We start from the raw sequence: 15,889 nt of genomic DNA, 5'->3' as shown, positions 1-15,889 counted from the left end.
TTGTGCAGCTTAGAACAGATAACAGAGAGTGTGCAATATCAGACGCGACACACCGTCCAGGCGGTGTGCCGTCTGCGTTCAGGCGGTGCCGCGGACGCGGGCGATCGAGTTCATCACGTGGTACACCACGATCGCCGCGATGGCGCCGAGCGCGATCCCGTTGAAGGTCAGCTGGCCGAAGTTCAGCGTGAAGTCGCCGATGCCGATGATGAGCGCCGTCGCCGCGGTGAACTGGTTGACCGGCTTGTTGAAGTCGACCTTGTTGTCCAGCCAGATCTTCACGCCGATCACGCCGATCAACCCGTAGAGCGCGGTCGTCACGCCGCCCAGCACGCCGGCCGGGATGGTGTTGATGACGGCGCCGACCTTGGGGGAGAGGCCCAGCAGCACGGCGACGATGCCGGCCACCCAGTACGCAGCCGTCGAGTAGACGCGCGTCGCGGCCATGACGCCGATGTTCTCGCCGTAGGTGGTCGTTCCCGAGCCGCCGAAGAAGCCGGCGATGGTCGTGGCCAGGCCGTCCGCGAACAGGGCGCGACCGGTGAGCTTGTTGACCGCGGGGTCGGTGAGCTGCGCGACGCCGCGGATGTGGCCGACGTTCTCGGCGACCAGCACGAGGACGACGGGGAGGAACGCGGGCAGGATGCCCCAGGTCGACGCCGCGTCGGTGAACGGGTTGGCCGGGAGCGTGAACTGCGGGAGGCCGATCCACGCCGCCTTGTCGACCTTGCTGAAGTCGACCTGGCCGGCGAACACGGCGAACACGTAGCCGACGACGACGCCGAGGAAGATCGAGAGCCGGCCGAGCATCCCCTTGAACAGCACGGTGCAGAGGATGACCGCGGCGAGCGTCACCAGCGCGGTGACGGGCGCCGCCATGAAGTTGTTCTTGGCCGCCGGCGCGAGGTTGAAGCCGATCAGCGCCACGATCGCGCCGGCCACGATGGGCGGCATCAGGCCGTCGATCCACTTGGTGCCGGTGGCGACGACGATCAGGCCGACGACGGCGAGCAGGAGGCCGGTGACGACGATCCCGAACAGCGCCGACGGCATCCCGTGCGCCTTGGTCGCCGCGACGATCGGGACGATGAACGCGAACGAGGAGCCGAGGTAGCTGGGCAGCTTGTTGCGGGTGATCAGCAGGAACAGCATCGTCCCGACGCCCGAGAAAAGCAGCGTCGTGCTCGGCGGGAAGCCGGTCAGCAGCGGCACCAGGAACGTCGCGCCGAACATCGCCACGACGTGCTGGGCGCCCAGCCCGATGGTGCGCGGCCAGGTCAGCCGCTCGCCGGGGAGCACGACCTCGCGGGCCCCCACCTTCTTGCCGTCTCCGTGCAGCTTCCAGGGCAGAGCCATGCGTGTCCTTATCGTGTCGCGAAGGGAATTAGGCTGGTACGGCGCTGTGACATCGCTTCGAATGCGCCCCGAACCAAACCCCACCGATCTTACGGGAGACCACCATTTCCGCATCGACATCCACGACCCCGCCGACCGTCAAGGGTCGACTGGACCGGTTCTTCGAGATCACGTCCCGCGGCACCACGTGGGCGACGGAGATCCGCGGAGGCCTGCTGACCTTCGTGACCATGGCGTACATCGTCATCCTCAACCCGATCATCCTGAGCTCCGCGCCGGATGTGACGGGGCACTCGCTGGGCTTCGAGCAGGTCGGCGCCGTCACCGCGCTGAGCGCGGGTGTCATGACCGTGCTGTTCGGTCTGGTCGCCCGGCTGCCGTTCGCCTTCGCCGCGGGCCTCGGCATCAACTCGTTCCTCGCGGTGAACGTCGTCAAGGTGCTCACCTGGCAGGAGGCGATGGGCCTCGTCGTCATCAACGGTCTGATCATCGTCCTGCTCGCCGCGACCGGGCTCCGCCGCCTCATCTTCAACGCCGTCCCGCCGCAGCTGAAGACGGCCATCACGGTCGGCATCGGCCTCTTCATCGCCTTCATCGGCTTCGTCGACAGCGGTTTCGTGCGCAGCACCAAGGCGGCCTCGCCGCCCGTGCAGCTCGGCGAGGCCGGGTCCATCGCGACACTTCCCACCCTGGTGTTCCTGATCGCCCTGGTGATCATGGGCGTGCTCATGGCGCGGAAGGTGAAGGGCGCGCTGCTGATCGGGATCGTGGCGGCGACGGCGGTCGCCATCATCATCGAGGCGATCTTCCACCTCGGCTCCTCCGCGAAGAACCCGGACGGCTGGAACCTCTCGGTCCCCGCCCTGCCCACGTCGTTCGTCTCGGTGCCGAACCTCAGCCTGGTCGGGCAGTTCGACCTGTTCGGCTCGTTCGCCCGGATCGGCGGACTCGCCGCGATCATGCTCGTCTTCACGCTCGTCTTCACGAACTTCTTCGACGCGATGGGGTCGATGACCGGCCTCGCGCGCAGCGCCGGGCTCGCCAACGAGGACGGCACGTTCCCGCGCCTGCAGTCCGCGCTGATCGTGGAGGGTGTCGGCGCAGTCGTCGGCGGTGGCACGTCGGCCTCGTCCAACACCGTGTTCGTCGAGTCGGCTTCCGGCATCGGGGAGGGCGCAAAGACCGGCTTCGCCAGCGTCATCACCGGTGTGCTGTTCCTGCTGGCCATGTTCTTCACGCCGCTGACCAGCGTCGTCCCGAGCGAAGTGGCAGCCGCGGCGCTCGTGATCGTGGGTGCGCTCATGGTCGTGCAGATCCGCCACATCGACTTCCACGAGTTCTCCAGCACGCTTCCGGTGTTCCTGACGATCATCGTGATGCCGCTCACGTACTCGATCGCCAACGGCATCGGCGTCGGCTTCATCTCCTGGGTGCTCGTCCGGTCGCTCTCCGGCAAGGCGCGCGAGATCAGCCCGCTGCTCTGGATCGTCGCGGCCGGCTTCCTGGTGTACTTCGCGCGCGGCCCGATCGAGACGCTCCTGCCGCACTGACCGCCTGAGCGCACATCCCGGGTAACCCCTGACCGCAACCGGGGGTTACCCGGATGTGCGCGGGCCGTGCGGATCGCTTGACTGGATCCATGACCACCAACACTCCACCGAACGCATACCCGGCTAACCCCTACCAGGCCGCTCCGGCCCGGACCCTCAGCGTCACGAGCTTCGCGCTCGGCCTCGCGTCCATCGTCTTCAGCTGGACCTTCCTCGCCCCCATCGCCGGACTGGTCCTCGGTGTCCTCGCGCTCAGCCGCGAGCCCCAGGGCCGCACCTTCGCGATCTGGGGGATCGTGCTCAACGCCGTCATGCTCGCCGGCATCCTGATCGGTCTCCTGGTCGCGGTGATCGGCTTCGGCGTCGGGCTCGCCTTCCTGCCCTGGCACGTCGTGGGGGCGCACCTCTGATCCTCGCCTCCTGCGCGGCCTGCGAGAATGGAGGGATGGAACCGTCCCCTCTCGTCGCGCCGCACAGCGACAGGCCGCGCAGCTTCGTCATCCGCGGCAGGAAGACCGAAGCCCAGCAGCGGGCGATCGACGAGTTCTGGCCGGTCTACGGCGTGGACTTCGACGGCTCACCGCTCGCCCTCGACACGATCTTCGGGCGCACGGCGCCGCGCGTGGTCGAGATCGGCTTCGGCAACGGCGAGAACCTGCTCGCGCTCGCGGCGCAGCACCCGGGGAAGGACTTCCTCGGAGTCGAGGTGCACGGCGCGGGAGTCGGCCGGGTGCTGGCGGCCGCGCACGAGCAGGGGCTGACCAACATCCGGGTCGTCCGGCACGACGCGGTGGAGGTGTTCGAGCAGGGGCTCGGCCCGGGCAGCGTGGACGAGGTGCTCATCTTCTTCCCCGACCCGTGGCCCAAGGCCCGGCACCACCGTCGCCGCCTGGTGCAGCCCGACGTCGCGCGACTGATCGTCGCCGCGCTGAAACCGACGGGCGTGCTCCGCCTCGCCACCGACTGGGAGCCGTACGCCGAGCACATGATCGACGTGCTCGACGCCGAGCCGGCGCTGGTCAACACTGCGGGGCCGGGCGGGTTCATCCCGCGACCGGAGGACCGCCCGGTGACCAAGTTCGAGCGCCGCGGCGAGCGGCTGGGACACGCGATCTTCGACCTGGAGTACCGGCCGACGGTGTAGCCGGACCGGCCGTGTGATGATGGGCGCATGACCTCCGAGTCCACGCTCACGCCCGGCGACGTCGCCGGCGACATCCCGCAGACGGTCGGCTCCCTGCGCGCCACGTTCGACATCGGCCGGACCAAGCCGCTCTCCTGGCGGCTCGCCCAGCTCGCCGGCCTCCGCCGCATGCTGACCGAACGCGCCGCCGAGTTCGAGGACGCGCTGCTGGAGGACCTGGCCAAGAACCCGACCGAGTCGCAGATCGCCGAGCTCGGCTTCGTCGTCGGCGAGATCGACCACATGCGGCGCAACCTCCGGAAATGGCTGCGCCCGCGCCGGGTCGCGGTGCCGGGCGCCCTGCTGCCCGCGAAGGCGCAGGTCGTGCTGGAGCCCGTCGGCGTCGTGCTCGTGATCGCGCCGTGGAACTATCCTGTGCAGCTGCTCCTGGCCCCCGTCGTCGGTGCGCTGGCCGCGGGGAACGCCGTCGTGCTGAAGCCCAGCGAGCTCGCGCCGGCGACCTCCGCCGCGATGGCCCGGCTCGTCCCGCAATACCTCGACCCGGCGGCCGTCGCGGTCGTGGAGGGCGGCGTCGAGGAGACCACCGCGCTGCTCGCGCAGCGCTGGGACCACATCTTCTTCACCGGCAACGGCCGCGTCGGGCGCATCGTCGCCGCAGCGGCGGCCGAGCACCTCACTCCGGTGACGCTGGAGCTCGGCGGCAAGTCGCCGGTGTACGTGGACGACTCCGCCGACCTCGCCGCCGCGGCCCGCCGGATCGCCTGGGGCAAGTTCATGAACGCGGGCCAGACCTGCGTCGCGCCGGACTACATCCTGGCGACGAAAGCGGTGTCGGAGCGGCTCTCCTCCGAACTCGGGAACGCGGTCCGCGCGCTCTACGGCGACGACCCGGCGGACAGCCCCGACTACGGCCGGATCGTGAACGACCGGCAGTTCGAGCGGCTCGCCGGGCTGCTCGGCTCGGGGACCACCGCGGTCGGCGGCCGGTCGGAGGCGGCCTCCCGCTACCTCGCGCCGACCGTGCTCGTGGACGTGCCGCGTGACTCCGCCGTCATGGGCGAGGAGATCTTCGGCCCCGTGCTGCCGATCGTCGCCGTCGACGGTCTGGACGACGCGATCGCGTTCATCCGCTCCGGCGATAAGCCGCTGGCCCTCTACGTCTTCAGCGAGCGCCGCGACGTGCGCAGGCGCATCCTCACCGAGACCAGCTCCGGAGCGGTCGGCTTCGGCGTGCCCGCCGCGCACCTCGCGGTCGGCGGACTCCCGTTCGGCGGCGTGGGGGAGAGCGGCTCGGGCGCCTACCACGGCCGCAGATCGCTGGAGACGTTCAGCCACGAGAAGGCCGTGCTGTCGAAGGCGCTCGCGCCCGACACGCTCCAGCTCATCTACCCGCCGTACACCGAGGGCAAGGACCGGTTCGCGCGCGGGCTGCTGCGCAAACTCGGCTGAGCGGAGGCGCTCTCGACAGGCTGTCGAACGGCGTCCGGGATACCGGACGAAGTGTCCATCACCCGTGCAGGCACCAGGGGTAGGCTCGGCACTGCCGGGCGCCACGAACGGCCGGCAGACCCCGACAACGCCAACGCACAACGAGAGGCAATGGAGCCAAGCGTGGATTCCACAGCAACGATGGACGAACCGAAGACTCACCCCATCCCGGTCATCGACACCGTCACCGACGCGTCCGAGAACGTGTCCGACGTCCCGACCCCCAGCGCAGAAGGCCGGCCCACCCGCGTCGAGACCGACTCCCTCGGCAGCCGGGAGATCCCGGCCGACGCCTACTGGGGTGTGCACACCTCGCGAGCCCTCGAGAACTTCCCGATCGCCAAGCGGCCCATCTCGGTCTACCCCGACCTGATCGTCGCCCTCGCCGCCGTCAAGCAGGCCGCGGCGCGCGCCAACCTGGAGATCGGCGTGCTGGAGCAGCACAAGGCCGAGCTCATCGACCGGGCCTGCCAGCTCATCATCGACGGCAAGTTCCACGATCAGTTCGTGGTCGGCGTCATGCAGGGCGGCGCCGGCACCTCCACCAACATGAACGCGAACGAGGTCATCGCGAACATCGCGCTCGAGCTCGAAGGCCGTCCCAAGGGCGACTACGCGTACATGCACCCGATCGACGACGTGAACCGCAGCCAGAGCACGAACGACACGTACCCGACCGCGATCAAGATCGCGCTCACGTTCGCGCTGGGCCACCTGCTGGACGAGCTCGCGCTGCTGCGCGACGCGTTCGCCGCGAAGGGCCGCGAGTTCCGCCACATCCTCAAGGTCGGCCGCACCCAGCTGCAGGACGCCGTTCCGATGACGCTCGGCCAGGAGTTCCACGGCTTCGCCACCACCCTCACCGAGGACCACGCCCGGCTCACCGAGACCAAGTGGCTGCTCGCCGAGATCAACCTGGGCGCGACCGCGATCGGCACCGGCATCACCGCCGATCCCGGCTACGCGGCCGCGGCCGTCAAGCACCTCAACCTGATCACCGGCCTCAACCTGGAGACCGCGCCCGACCTCATCGAGTCGACCAGCGACGCCGGCGCCTTCATGTCGTTCTCCGGCTCGCTCAAGCGCAGCGCCATCAAGCTGTCGAAGATCTGCAACGACCTGCGCCTGCTCTCGTCCGGCCCGCAGGCCGGTCTCGGCGAGATCAACCTCCCGCCGCGCCAGGCCGGTTCGTCGATCATGCCGGGCAAGGTCAACCCGGTCATCCCGGAGGTCGTCAACCAGGTCGCGTTCTCCGTGGCCGGCGCCGACGTCACCGTGACCATGGCGGCCGAGGGCGGCCAGCTCCAGCTCAACGCGTTCGAGCCGGTCATCGCCCACTCGCTGCTGCAGAGCATCACCTGGATGGCGCAGGCCTTCCACACGCTGCGCGTCAACTGCGTCGACGGCATCACCGCCAACGAGGAGCGCCTCGGTGCGATGGTCGGCTCGTCGGTCGGCGTCATCACCGCGCTCACCCCGCACATCGGCTACGCCGCCGCCGCCGCGCTCGCGAAGTCCGCGCTGCTGACCGGCCACAACGTCGCCGACCTGGTGGTGGAGGCCAAGCTGATGAGCCGCGAGGAGGTCACCCGCCTGCTGTCGCCCGCGCGCCTGAGCGGTCTGGAGGCGATCACCACCTCCATCCCGATCATCGAGGCCGAGGCCATCGAGAAGGCCGAGAAGGCCCGCGAGTAACGCTCAGCCCTCCGCCGAAGGGCACCGAAACGCCCCTAGAACGCCGTTTTAGGGGCGTTTTCGTGCCCCTCGGCGCTATTCGGCGGAGCGGAACAGGGCGAGCATGTCTCGGGCCAGCTGGTTGGGGGCGGTCTCGCACGGGCTGTGGCCGGTGCGGTAGACGGCCAGCCGCGCGCCCAGGGCCTGCGCGTTCGCGGCGTGCAGGTGGGTCGGCCACAGGTCGTGGTCGCCCGTCGCCACCAGCACAGGGAGGCCGATCTCCGCGATGCGCCCGCGCACGTCGGGCACGTGCTTCATCAGCCCGACGATGTCGTCCACGCTCGAGCGCCGGGTGAGCGCGAACCGGGAGCGGACGAACGCGAGCCGGGTCGGGCCGACCTTGTTCTTGTTGGTCACGATGCCCCAGATCATCAGCCCGGCGCCCTGGCGGCCGTTCAGGAACCAGCTCAGCCAGCCGATGACCCGCACGCCGCGGAACGCCTGACCGGGCTCGGGCGGCGAGGTCAGCAGGGTCAGGGTGCGGAACAGCTCCGGGTGCTGGACGAGCGCGAGCTCGGCGAGGATGCCGGCGAACGAGTAGCCGAGCACGTGCGCCGGACCGCCCTCCCGCAGGAAGGCGACGAAGTCCGCGACCAGCAGGTCGTAGGTGTAGTGGTCTCCCGCGGCCGGGCCGGCGGACGCCGACTCGTACTGGCCGGCCAGGTCGTAGCTCTGCACGTAGTAGCCGGCCGCCACCAGGATCGGCGCGAGGAGGTAGAAGTCCTCCTTGGAGCCCGTGGCTCCCGGCACCAGCACGACGCGCGGATCGGCCGGATCTCCGAGCGCGACGACGGCCAGCTCGCCGCTGGGGGCGCGGAAGGTCGAGAAGGTCGCGCCGACCGGGGCGACCGACCAGTCGATGTCGGGGAGGACCGCGTCGAGACGGGCCGCCTCGTCGTCTCCGCCCGAGAGCCCGGGACGCCGCTCGCCGATCGACATGCACTCACGCTAGCCGACAGCGCGGACGAATGCGTGCAATGCAGGTATTGGCCTGCGCCGAGCGTCAGGAGACGCGGCAGTAGGTCGTCAGGTAGCCGATCCCGCCGATCGAGACGGTCACGGTGGAGCGGTCGCGGAGGAACACCGGGGGAGTGCGCGAGTAGCCGGCGCCTCCCGGGCTGCCGGTGGAGATGAGCGTTCCCGGCTGGATGGTCGCCGACCGGGACAGGAACTCGATGATCTCGGCGACCGAGCGGACCATGTCAGCCGTTGAGGCGTCCTGCAGGATCGCGCCGTCCACGTTCGTGGTGAGCCAGAGGTCCTGCGGGTCGGCGATCTCGTCGGCCGTGACGACCACGGGGCCATTGGGCGTGAAGCCGTCGAACGACTTGCAGCGCGACCACTGCGCCTCCGAGAACTGGAGGTCGCGGGCGGTGATGTCGTTGACCACGGTGTAGCCCCACACGTAGTCGAGTGCGTCGCGGACCGGGACGTTGCGCGCCGGCTTGCCGATGATGACGCCGAGCTCCGCCTCGTAGTCGACCTGGGTGGTGAGGTCCTCCGGCCAGCTCGTGGTGCCGCCGTGCCCGGCGAGCGAGTTGGGCCAGAGCGAGAACACGGTCGCCGCCTTCTCGCTGCGGAGCTTCAGCTCCGAGGCGTGCGCGGCGTAGTTGGCGCCGATCGCGATCACCTGCGGCGGGCGCAGGACGGCGGAGGCGTGCCGGAGCTCGTGCACAGGGACGACCGGGGCGCCGGCGGCGACCGCCTCGTCGACGATGGCGCGCACCTCCGCCAGGGTCGTGTCGCCGCGTTCGATGAGGTCCTGGAGGTCGCGGGGCGCCTCGGCCATGAGCTCGTCGAGGAAGAGGGCTCCGTCTCCGATGACGGCCGCCAGGCGCGGGTGCGAGTCCGGGGTGGTGCTGAGGTGCGAGAATCTCACACTGTCCAACCTATCGGTCGGACGCCTGGGGACACGAACCGGTGGCTGTGCGGAAAATGCTCAGAACGCGCACAAGCTGCGGGCGGCCGCCCGGCGCTCAGGCGATCGCGCCCGGCGCCTCCTCGGTGTGCTCCGCCTCCCAGCGCCGCCGCGCAGCGCGTCTGCGCCACGGCGTCTCCTCTGGCAGGTGCATGCGCAAGGTTCCGAACGCCCAGCGGATGCGCCGCCCGAAGCCGCGCCAGGTCGAGAACGGCCGGGACGAGATGCCGACCAGCAGGCGCTCGTCGTAGCGGACGACCACGCCGGGGTCGAGGTGGATGGCCAGGTCCAGGTCGTCGTGCACCTCGCGCAGGTCGCGGTGCACGCGTCCGCGGACCTCCTGCCAGACCTCCCGCCGCATCGCGAAGTTCGAGCCGAAGATCGGCGGGTGCCCGAGCCAGATCTCCATCGACCAGAAGTAGCCGCCGATGTAGAGGAGCTGCCCGAGTCCGGCGACGAAGGTGTTGCCGTCGTAGAACACGCCGGGGCCGGTCAGCACGCCGATGGCGGGGTCGTCCACGAACTCGGCCTCGATGTGCAGCAGCCAGTCGACGGGAGGCCGGGAGTCGGCGTCCAGGCGCGCGACGATGTCGGTGGTGGCGGCGTCGTAGCCGGTGGCGGCCGCCGGGAAGATGCCGCGGACCGACTGCTCCAGCACCCGGGCGCCGCCGGCGCGGGCGACCGCCGCGGTGTCGTCGGAGCTGCCGTTGTCCACGACGATGATCTCGTCGGCGGGCCGCAGCTGCGCGGCCAGGTCGGAGAGGCAGCGCGCGAGCATCCCGGCGTCGTCGAGCGCGGGGATCACGACGGTGATCGAGGGCACGAGAGCGCTCCCTCCTCGACCGAAATGCACGTATTTTGTGGCGGGCCGTCACGGTGGTCCGCTGTCTGCGATCCTACGCCGCGGTGGTCGGTGCGGGGCTACGCCGGGCCGGAGGGGTCGCCCGCTGCGCCGCCCGCTGCTCGCGCGCCTCCCGCTGCGCCTCGTGCGCGCTCTCCCACAGGTGCATCCCCGCGTAGCTGCGCCACGGCGACCACACCGCACCGCGGGCCGCGAGCTCGCGCGGCTCCGCGGGGAGGCCGAGCCGTGCTGCGCCCTGCCGCAGCGCGAGGTCGCCGATCAGCAGCACGTCCGGGCTGCCGAGGACGCGCAGCGCGACGTAGCCCGCCGTCCACGGGCCGATGCCGGGGAGCGCCACCAGCCGGGCCTCCAGCTCGGCGCGGGACTCGCCCACGTCGATCACAAGCGAGCCGTCGGCGAGGGCGGTCGCGGCGCCGATGATCGCGTCGATGCGTTTGCCGGGCCCGCGCAGCACCTCCCGACCGTGCTCGGCGATCGCCTCCGATGTCGGGAAGAGCCGCGTGAACCCGCCGATCGCCACCGGCTCGCCGAGGGCCTCGGTGAGCCGGGCGAGCGCGGTGCGCGCAGCGGGCACCGACACCTGCTGGCCGATCAGCGCGCGGAACAGGATCTCCTCCGGGTCGACCGCGCCCGGCACCCGCATCCCCGGCGCCGCGGCCACGGACGGCGCGAGCACCGGGTCGGCCGCCAGCGCCGAGTCGATCGCCTCGGCGTCGGCGTCCAGGTCGAGCAGGCGGCGAACGCGCGCCACGAGTGGGGCGAGGTCGGCCATGTCCGCGAGACTCGCCTCGCACTCGATCGCGGGGGCGTCGGGGTCGCCGGCGAGCGTGAGCCGGATCGCGGCGGGGCCGTGCGGCAGGCGGAGGGCGCGGCTGTACGAGGGTGCGATGGCGTCGGTTCCCGCGCCGGCGACCGCGGACTCCATTCCTTCGATGGCGCGTGCCGCCAGGAAGGCGAGCACCCGCCCGCCGTCGAACGGCGCCCGCGCCGGCAGCCGCAGCGTCAGTGAGGCCCCCGCGGTCGCGCCCGCCACCATCGGCCCGTGCGCGATCCCGGGCCGGCGCCGCGCGGACGCCCGGATCGCCCCAGGCGTCACGTGGTAGATCTCCGCCATCGTCTCGTTGAACTGCCGCACGCTGGAGAACCCGGCGGCGAACGCCACGTCGGTGACCGGCATGTCCGTGCCGGCCAGCAGCAGCCGCGCGGTCTGCGCCCGGTGCGCCCTGGCCAGCGCGAGCGGTCCGGCGCCGAGCTCGGCGGTGAGCACGCGGCCGAGGTGCCGCGGCGTGTAGCCGAGCCGGTGGGCGAGGCCGGGTACGCCCTCCCGCTCGACCGTCCCGTCGGCGATCAGGCGCATCGCTCGGGCGGCGAGGTCGTCGCGGACGTTCCACTCCGGCGAGCCGGGGACGGCGTCGGGCAGGCAGCGCTTGCAGGCGCGCAGCCCGGCCTCGTGCGCCGCGGCGGCCGTCAAGTAGAAGGTGACGTTGTCGGCCTTCGGCGTCACCGCCGGGCAGCTCGGCCGGCAGTAGATCCCGGTGGAGTGGACGCCGGTGATGAACTGGCCGTCGAACCGGGCGTCCCGGGCGCTCATCGCCCGGTAGCGCTGCGCGAACACGGGGTCGGCGAGGCGGTCGCCGGCTTTCGCGGGGGCGCTGGGCTTCGACGTGGTGCTGCTCATGCCTTCCAGCCTGACACGGGCCACCGACATCCGATAGCGGAAATCGGACATGAGTGCGACACCGTTAGCATGACGGTCATGGATGTCATCGACTGGCTCACGGCGGCGCTCGGCGAGGACGCGGACGACGTGCTGTCGGTCGATCCAGAACACCTGGACGCCGCGCGCGGCGACCACTCCGGCTGGGTGGCGGACGGCAGCCCGCTCGCCATCGTGAACGCGCGCACGGTCGGGCACGTCCAGGCGGCGATGCGGGCGGCCTCCGAGTTCCGGGTCCCCGTCGTGCCGCGCGGTGCGGGCACCGGCCTCGCGGGCGGCGCCAACGCGACCGCCGGCTCTCTGGTCCTGAGTGTCGCCGGCATGGACCGCATCCTCGAGATCTCCACCGAGGACCAGCTCGCGGTCGTCGAGCCGGGCGTGGTGAACGCCGACCTCAACGCGGCGCTCGAGCCGTTCGGGCTGTTCTTCGCGCCGGACCCGGCGAGCAAGGCCGTCTCCACGGTCGGCGGCAACATCGCGACGAACGCCGGCGGCCTGCTCTGCGCGAAATACGGGGTGACGCGGGAGGCCGTGCTCGGCCTGGACGTGGTCCTCGCCGACGGACGGTTCATCCGCACAGGGCACCGCACGGTCAAGGGCGTCACCGGCTACGACCTCACGTCGCTGCTGGTCGGCTCGGAGGGCACGCTCGGCGTGATCGTCGGCGCGACGGTCCGCGTCCTCCCGCTGCCGCAGGGCGAGCCGACCACCCTCGGCGCACTCTTCGCGGACGTGCGCGCGGCCTCCGACGCGGCAGCGCGGGTCACGGCCGCTCACCTGCGCCCGGCGATCATGGAGCTCGTGGACGGCGCGGCGCTGGAGCGCATCTCCGCCCACCTCGGCGAGGAGACCATCCGGGAGGCGCTCGGCGCGACCGGGGGAGCGGCGTACCTGCTGGTCCAGTTCGACGGGCCGGCGGCCGCCGCCGACGCCGCACGGGCGGGCACGCTGATCGCGGAGACCGGCGGCACGGTGCGGGTCGCCGCCGACGCCGAGGAGGGCGACCGGCTGCTCGCGATCCGGCGCGCGTTCCATCCCGCGCTCGCGGCGAGCGGGACAGTGCTCATCGAGGATGTCGCGGTGCCGCGGTCGAGGATGCCGGAGATGTTCGCGGCGATCGAGCGGATCGGGGAGCGCTACGGCATCGCCATCCCGACCGTCGCGCACGCCGGCGACGGCAACCTGCACCCGAACTTCATCACGGAGGGCGACGAGGTCGGCCAGCAGGTCTGGGACGCCGCGGGGGACCTGTTCCGCACCGCGGTCGCGCTCGGCGGCACGCTCACCGGCGAGCACGGCGTCGGCGTTCTGAAGCGCCGCTGGCTGGCGGAGGAGCTGGGACCGGACTCCTACGAGCTGCAGGTCAAGCTCAAGTCGGTCTTCGACCCGCTCGGGATCCTGAATCCTGGAAAGGTTTTCGGTTAAGCGAGGCTGGGCCCGGACCGCCTCGAAGAGGGTCGACAAGCAAACACGGGGTTAAACAAACACAGGGCGTTAAAAGACTCGACGCCCGGTGGTGCGGCAATGCCTGCAACGCTCCCGGGTCGTCGAGTTATGCGTATAGCCTGCCCCAGGCTCGCCCGGATTGCAAGACTTTTGACGCGGGCGTCTCGCACCGGTTGGATGGGTGCATGGCAGAGAACACCAATGAGAAGCCCGAGGTCGACGCCCCAGAGGGCCCGGCCCCCACGACGCTCGAGATCGTGGACATCGTCGAGGGCTCCGGCCCCGAGGCGACCCCCGGCTCCAAGGTCGACGTGCACTACCTCGGCGTCGAGTACGAGTCGGGCGAGGAGTTCGACTCCTCCTGGAGCCGCGGCCAGTCCATCAACTTCCCGCTGAACAACCTGATCAAGGGCTGGCAGGACGGCATCCCCGGCATGAAGGTCGGCGGCCGTCGCAAGCTGACCGTCCCGCCGGCGCTCGCCTACGGCCCGGCCGGCGGCGGACACCCGCTCTCGGGCAAGACGCTGATCTTCGTGATCGACCTGCTCGGCGTGAGCTGACCTCCACTCGTCGTGCCGGAGGGCACGTGGACGCCCCTGCCTGTCTCGGGAGGGGGCGTCCACGTGCCCTTCGTGTTCGCGGGCGTCAGAGCGCCGGCGGCCGCATGTGCGTCGGGATGGCGATCCGGTTCCAGATGTTGATCGTGCCGATCGCGAGGATCAGGTTCGCGAAGCCGACCTCGCCGAACTCGTTCACTGCGCGGGCGTAGAGCGCCTCGCTCACGCCGCCCTGGTGGATCAGCGTGACGGCCTCGGTCAGCTCCAGCGCGGTGCGCTCGCGCTCGCTGAACCACGGCGACTCGCGCCAGGCCGAGACGGCGAACACCTTGCGGAGCGGGTAGCCGCCCTCCTGCAGGTCGACGGAGTGCATGTCGACGCAGTAGGTGCAGCCGTTGATCTGGGAGGCGCGGAGCTTGATCAGGTCGCCGAGCGGCTCCTCGACCGCCTGGCCGACGTAGCCGTCGAGGTTGATGACCTTGCGGTAGCCGTCGGGGACGGCGGAGGAGATCTGCACCCGCTCGACGTGGGTCGGGCGGTCGGCGGTGGCGGCGGTTTCGATGATCGAGGTGTCTGTCATGGCTTCACCGTAGGGTCGATATTGGTCCGGTGTAAGATCCAATTCTGTAGAAACCTGGCAGACCAATTCGGGAGGCCGTCCTGGACATCCACGTGTCGATCGACGGGCGCGGCGACCGCACCGAGCGCGTCTACCGCGAGTTGCGCGACGCCGTGCTCGACGGCCGGCTGCGCCGCGGGGTGCGGCTGCCGGCCACCCGCGAGCTCGCGGCGAGCCTCGGCGTCTCGCGCAGCACCGTCTCGACCGCGTACGAGCGGCTGACCGCGGAGGGATACCTGGTCGCACGCGTGGGCTCCGGCACGTTCGTGGCCATGCCCGCGGCGGCGGACGGGAGGACGCCGCGTCGTCCGGCCGCCGCGCAGCCGGCGCCGGCGTGGCGGGACCTGGCCGACCCGCTCTGGTCGGAGCCGCACCCGATCGCCTACGACTTCAGCGTCGGGTCGCCCGACCCGGCGCTGTTCCCGGCCGACGCCTGGCGGCGCGCCGTGACCGCCGCCCTGCGCGGTCCGGCGCTGCGGACGGCGCACTACGCCGACCCGGCCGGTCCGGAGCGGCTGCGCGCCGGCATCGCGCGGCACCTCGGCCTCGCGCGCTCGGTGGCGGCGGCCGCCGAGGACGTCGTGATCACCAGCGGCGCCCAGCAGGCATTCGACCTCCTCGGCCGCACGCTGCTGAGCCCCGGCGACACGGTCGCGGTGGAGGACCCGGGCTACCCTCCCGTCCGCCAGCTCTTCGAGCAGCTGGGCGCGCGGGTGGTCCCTGTCCCGGTGGACGAGCACGGCCTCCGCGTCGACCGGCTGCCGCCGGCCCGCCTGGTCTACGTGACGCCCTCGCACCAGTTCCCTCTCGGCGGCGTACTGCCGCTGGAGCGGCGGACGGCCCTGCTGGAGTGGGCGGCGCGGCACGACGCCGTGGTGGTGGAGGACGACTACGACAGCGAGTACCGCTTCGGCGCGCGCGCCCTGGACCCGCTGCAGCGTCTGGACGCCGACGGCCGGGTGGTCTACGTCGGCACGTTCTCGAAGACGATGCTGCCCGGACTCCGGCTCGGGTTCCTGGTCGCGCCGCCCTCCCTCGTGCCGGCTCTCCGCAGCGCGAAACGGCTGACGGACTGGCACAACGACGTCGTCACGCAGGCGGCGATGGCGAGCCTGCTGGACTCCGGGGCGTTCGCCTCGCACGTGCGCAGGGCGCGTCGCGTGTACGAGGAGCGGCACGCGCTGATCGGCCGGGAGGCCGGACCACTTCTGGCCTCCCGACTCGCGGTGGTGCCCTCCTCCGCCGGGCTGCACCTCGCGCTGCGGCCCGTGGACGGCGTGCCGTTCGACTCCGCCCGGGTGACGGCGGCCGCGGCCGTCGCGGGGGTGGCGGTGCAGCCGCTGCCGCGGTTCGCGGTGAGCGGCGGCTGGGAGGGTCTGCTGCTCGGGTTCGGGGCGATCGCCGTCGAGGACATCCCCGACGGCGTCCGCCTCCTCGCCGAGGCGGTCGGTCGTATCCGCGCGGGGTGACCGGCCGTCTCGGCGAGCCGTCATGCGAC

General features: G+C 71.4%; 14 protein-coding genes. 8 read left to right on the top strand and 6 right to left on the bottom strand.

The features are described from left to right. Positions 1-78 precede the first annotated feature (78 nt). Positions 79-1,356: a uracil-xanthine permease family protein gene (locus F1C12_RS06090; protein ID WP_185277901.1), complete on the bottom strand. Its 1,278-nt coding sequence runs from the start codon at positions 1,354-1,356 to the stop codon at positions 79-81. A 230-nt stretch (positions 1,357-1,586) separates the two neighbouring features. Here F1C12_RS06090 and F1C12_RS06085 point away from each other — a divergent pair, with 230 nt between their 5' ends. The 5 genes from F1C12_RS06085 to F1C12_RS06065 all read left to right on the top strand — a co-directional run bounded on the left by F1C12_RS06085 (position 1,587) and on the right by F1C12_RS06065 (position 7,233). Further along, the gene (locus F1C12_RS06085) at positions 1,587-2,906 is read left to right on the top strand and encodes an NCS2 family permease (protein WP_374939557.1); all 1,320 of its coding nucleotides are present in this window, start codon (positions 1,587-1,589) and stop codon (positions 2,904-2,906) included. An 89-nt stretch (positions 2,907-2,995) separates the two neighbouring features. Beyond that, positions 2,996-3,316: a hypothetical protein gene (locus tag F1C12_RS06080; RefSeq protein ID WP_185277900.1), complete on the top strand. Its 321-nt coding sequence runs from the start codon at positions 2,996-2,998 to the stop codon at positions 3,314-3,316. A gap of 35 nt (positions 3,317-3,351) precedes the next feature. Further along, a complete protein-coding gene (gene trmB, locus F1C12_RS06075) occupies positions 3,352-4,050 on the top strand; it encodes a tRNA (guanosine(46)-N7)-methyltransferase TrmB (protein ID WP_185277899.1) in 699 nt (232 codons plus the stop codon). Positions 4,051-4,077: 27 nt separating this feature from the next. Then, a complete protein-coding gene (locus tag F1C12_RS06070) occupies positions 4,078-5,499 on the top strand; it encodes an aldehyde dehydrogenase family protein (RefSeq protein WP_185277898.1) in 1,422 nt (473 codons plus the stop codon). Positions 5,500-5,679: 180 nt separating this feature from the next. Continuing rightward, positions 5,680-7,233 (top strand): aspartate ammonia-lyase, encoded by a 1,554-nt coding sequence (locus tag F1C12_RS06065; RefSeq protein WP_258046238.1) that lies wholly within the window; start codon positions 5,680-5,682, stop codon positions 7,231-7,233. 75 nt (positions 7,234-7,308) lie between these two features. Here the strand turns inward: F1C12_RS06065 and F1C12_RS06060 are convergent, their stop codons facing one another. The 4 genes from F1C12_RS06060 to F1C12_RS06045 form a co-directional block, all read right to left on the bottom strand. After that, the gene (locus F1C12_RS06060; protein WP_185277897.1) at positions 7,309-8,211 is read right to left on the bottom strand and encodes an alpha/beta fold hydrolase; all 903 of its coding nucleotides are present in this window, start codon (positions 8,209-8,211) and stop codon (positions 7,309-7,311) included. A 64-nt stretch (positions 8,212-8,275) separates the two neighbouring features. Beyond that, positions 8,276-9,151: a fumarylacetoacetate hydrolase family protein gene (locus tag F1C12_RS06055; protein ID WP_185277896.1), complete on the bottom strand. Its 876-nt coding sequence runs from the start codon at positions 9,149-9,151 to the stop codon at positions 8,276-8,278. Positions 9,152-9,248: 97 nt separating this feature from the next. Continuing rightward, positions 9,249-10,013 carry a glycosyltransferase gene (locus F1C12_RS06050; protein ID WP_185277895.1) on the bottom strand — a complete coding sequence of 255 codons (765 nt, stop codon included), beginning with the start codon at positions 10,011-10,013 and terminating at the stop codon, positions 9,249-9,251. A gap of 73 nt (positions 10,014-10,086) precedes the next feature. Beyond that, complete coding sequence (locus F1C12_RS06045) at positions 10,087-11,730, bottom strand: AlkA N-terminal domain-containing protein (RefSeq protein ID WP_308458002.1); 1,644 nt, start codon at positions 11,728-11,730, stop codon at positions 10,087-10,089. 78 nt (positions 11,731-11,808) lie between these two features. On the opposite strand from F1C12_RS06045, the gene F1C12_RS06040 reads away from it, so the two are divergent. Then, positions 11,809-13,194 carry an FAD-binding oxidoreductase gene (locus F1C12_RS06040; protein ID WP_185277894.1) on the top strand — a complete coding sequence of 462 codons (1,386 nt, stop codon included), beginning with the start codon at positions 11,809-11,811 and terminating at the stop codon, positions 13,192-13,194. A gap of 206 nt (positions 13,195-13,400) precedes the next feature. Then, positions 13,401-13,775, top strand: coding sequence for an FKBP-type peptidyl-prolyl cis-trans isomerase (locus F1C12_RS06035; protein WP_055919382.1), 375 nt, complete (start codon positions 13,401-13,403; stop codon positions 13,773-13,775). A gap of 85 nt (positions 13,776-13,860) precedes the next feature. Here the strand turns inward: F1C12_RS06035 and F1C12_RS06030 are convergent, their stop codons facing one another. Continuing rightward, the gene (locus tag F1C12_RS06030; protein WP_185277893.1) at positions 13,861-14,352 is read right to left on the bottom strand and encodes a carboxymuconolactone decarboxylase family protein; all 492 of its coding nucleotides are present in this window, start codon (positions 14,350-14,352) and stop codon (positions 13,861-13,863) included. Between the two features lie 92 nt (positions 14,353-14,444). Between F1C12_RS06030 and pdxR the strand changes: the two genes are divergently transcribed. Then, positions 14,445-15,860 (top strand): MocR-like pyridoxine biosynthesis transcription factor PdxR, encoded by a 1,416-nt coding sequence (gene pdxR, locus F1C12_RS06025; protein ID WP_258046141.1) that lies wholly within the window; start codon positions 14,445-14,447, stop codon positions 15,858-15,860. Positions 15,861-15,889 lie beyond the last annotated feature (29 nt).

This window comes from Leifsonia shinshuensis (assembly GCF_014217625.1).
Lineage (GTDB): Bacteria > Actinomycetota > Actinomycetes > Actinomycetales > Microbacteriaceae > Leifsonia > Leifsonia shinshuensis_A.
The sequence above is the reverse complement of the archived record's forward strand: the minus strand, read 5'-3'. Positions and strand labels throughout refer to the sequence as shown.